The sequence below is a fragment of the Tamlana crocina genome (assembly GCF_012037625.1).
In genome coordinates this window covers 1-384 of sequence record NZ_JAAVJS010000413.1, presented here as the reverse complement: position 1 = coordinate 384, position 384 = coordinate 1, and the positions used below count along the sequence as shown (strand labels likewise).

Annotated in this window: 1 protein-coding gene; it reads left to right on the top strand. The window is 41.7% G+C overall.

Annotated elements, in window-relative coordinates; translation table 11 throughout:
• The coding region (locus HC176_RS17365) for a TrkA C-terminal domain-containing protein (RefSeq protein WP_280818714.1) at positions 1 to 384 on the top strand (384 nt) is incomplete at both ends.

The window sequence follows — 384 nt, the reverse complement described above, 5'->3', positions numbered from 1 at the left end:
AACCAGGTATGTCAAAGAAATAGAATTGTTGCTGGCTTTGGGTGCAGATGAAGTGATCCCGGAAGAATTTGAAACTTCTATAGAAATTTTCTCCAGAGTGCTCACAAATTTCCTGGTGCCCATAGACGAACTGGAAAGTTTAATAGATTCGGTGAGAGCCGATAATTATCAGGTCTTCCAGTCTCATAAGCGGCTTCAAACCTTCAATTCCTCTACGATCCCCGATTTTAAAATAAGCTGCGTACGAGTAATGGCAGAAACCGGTCCCGTGGTGGGCAAAACTATTGAAGAAGTAGATGTAAGAAAAAATTATGGCGTGAATGTCCTTGCTGTTTCGCGCAAAGGAGAAATGATCAAAACTGTATTTCCCAGTGTGAAACTGCT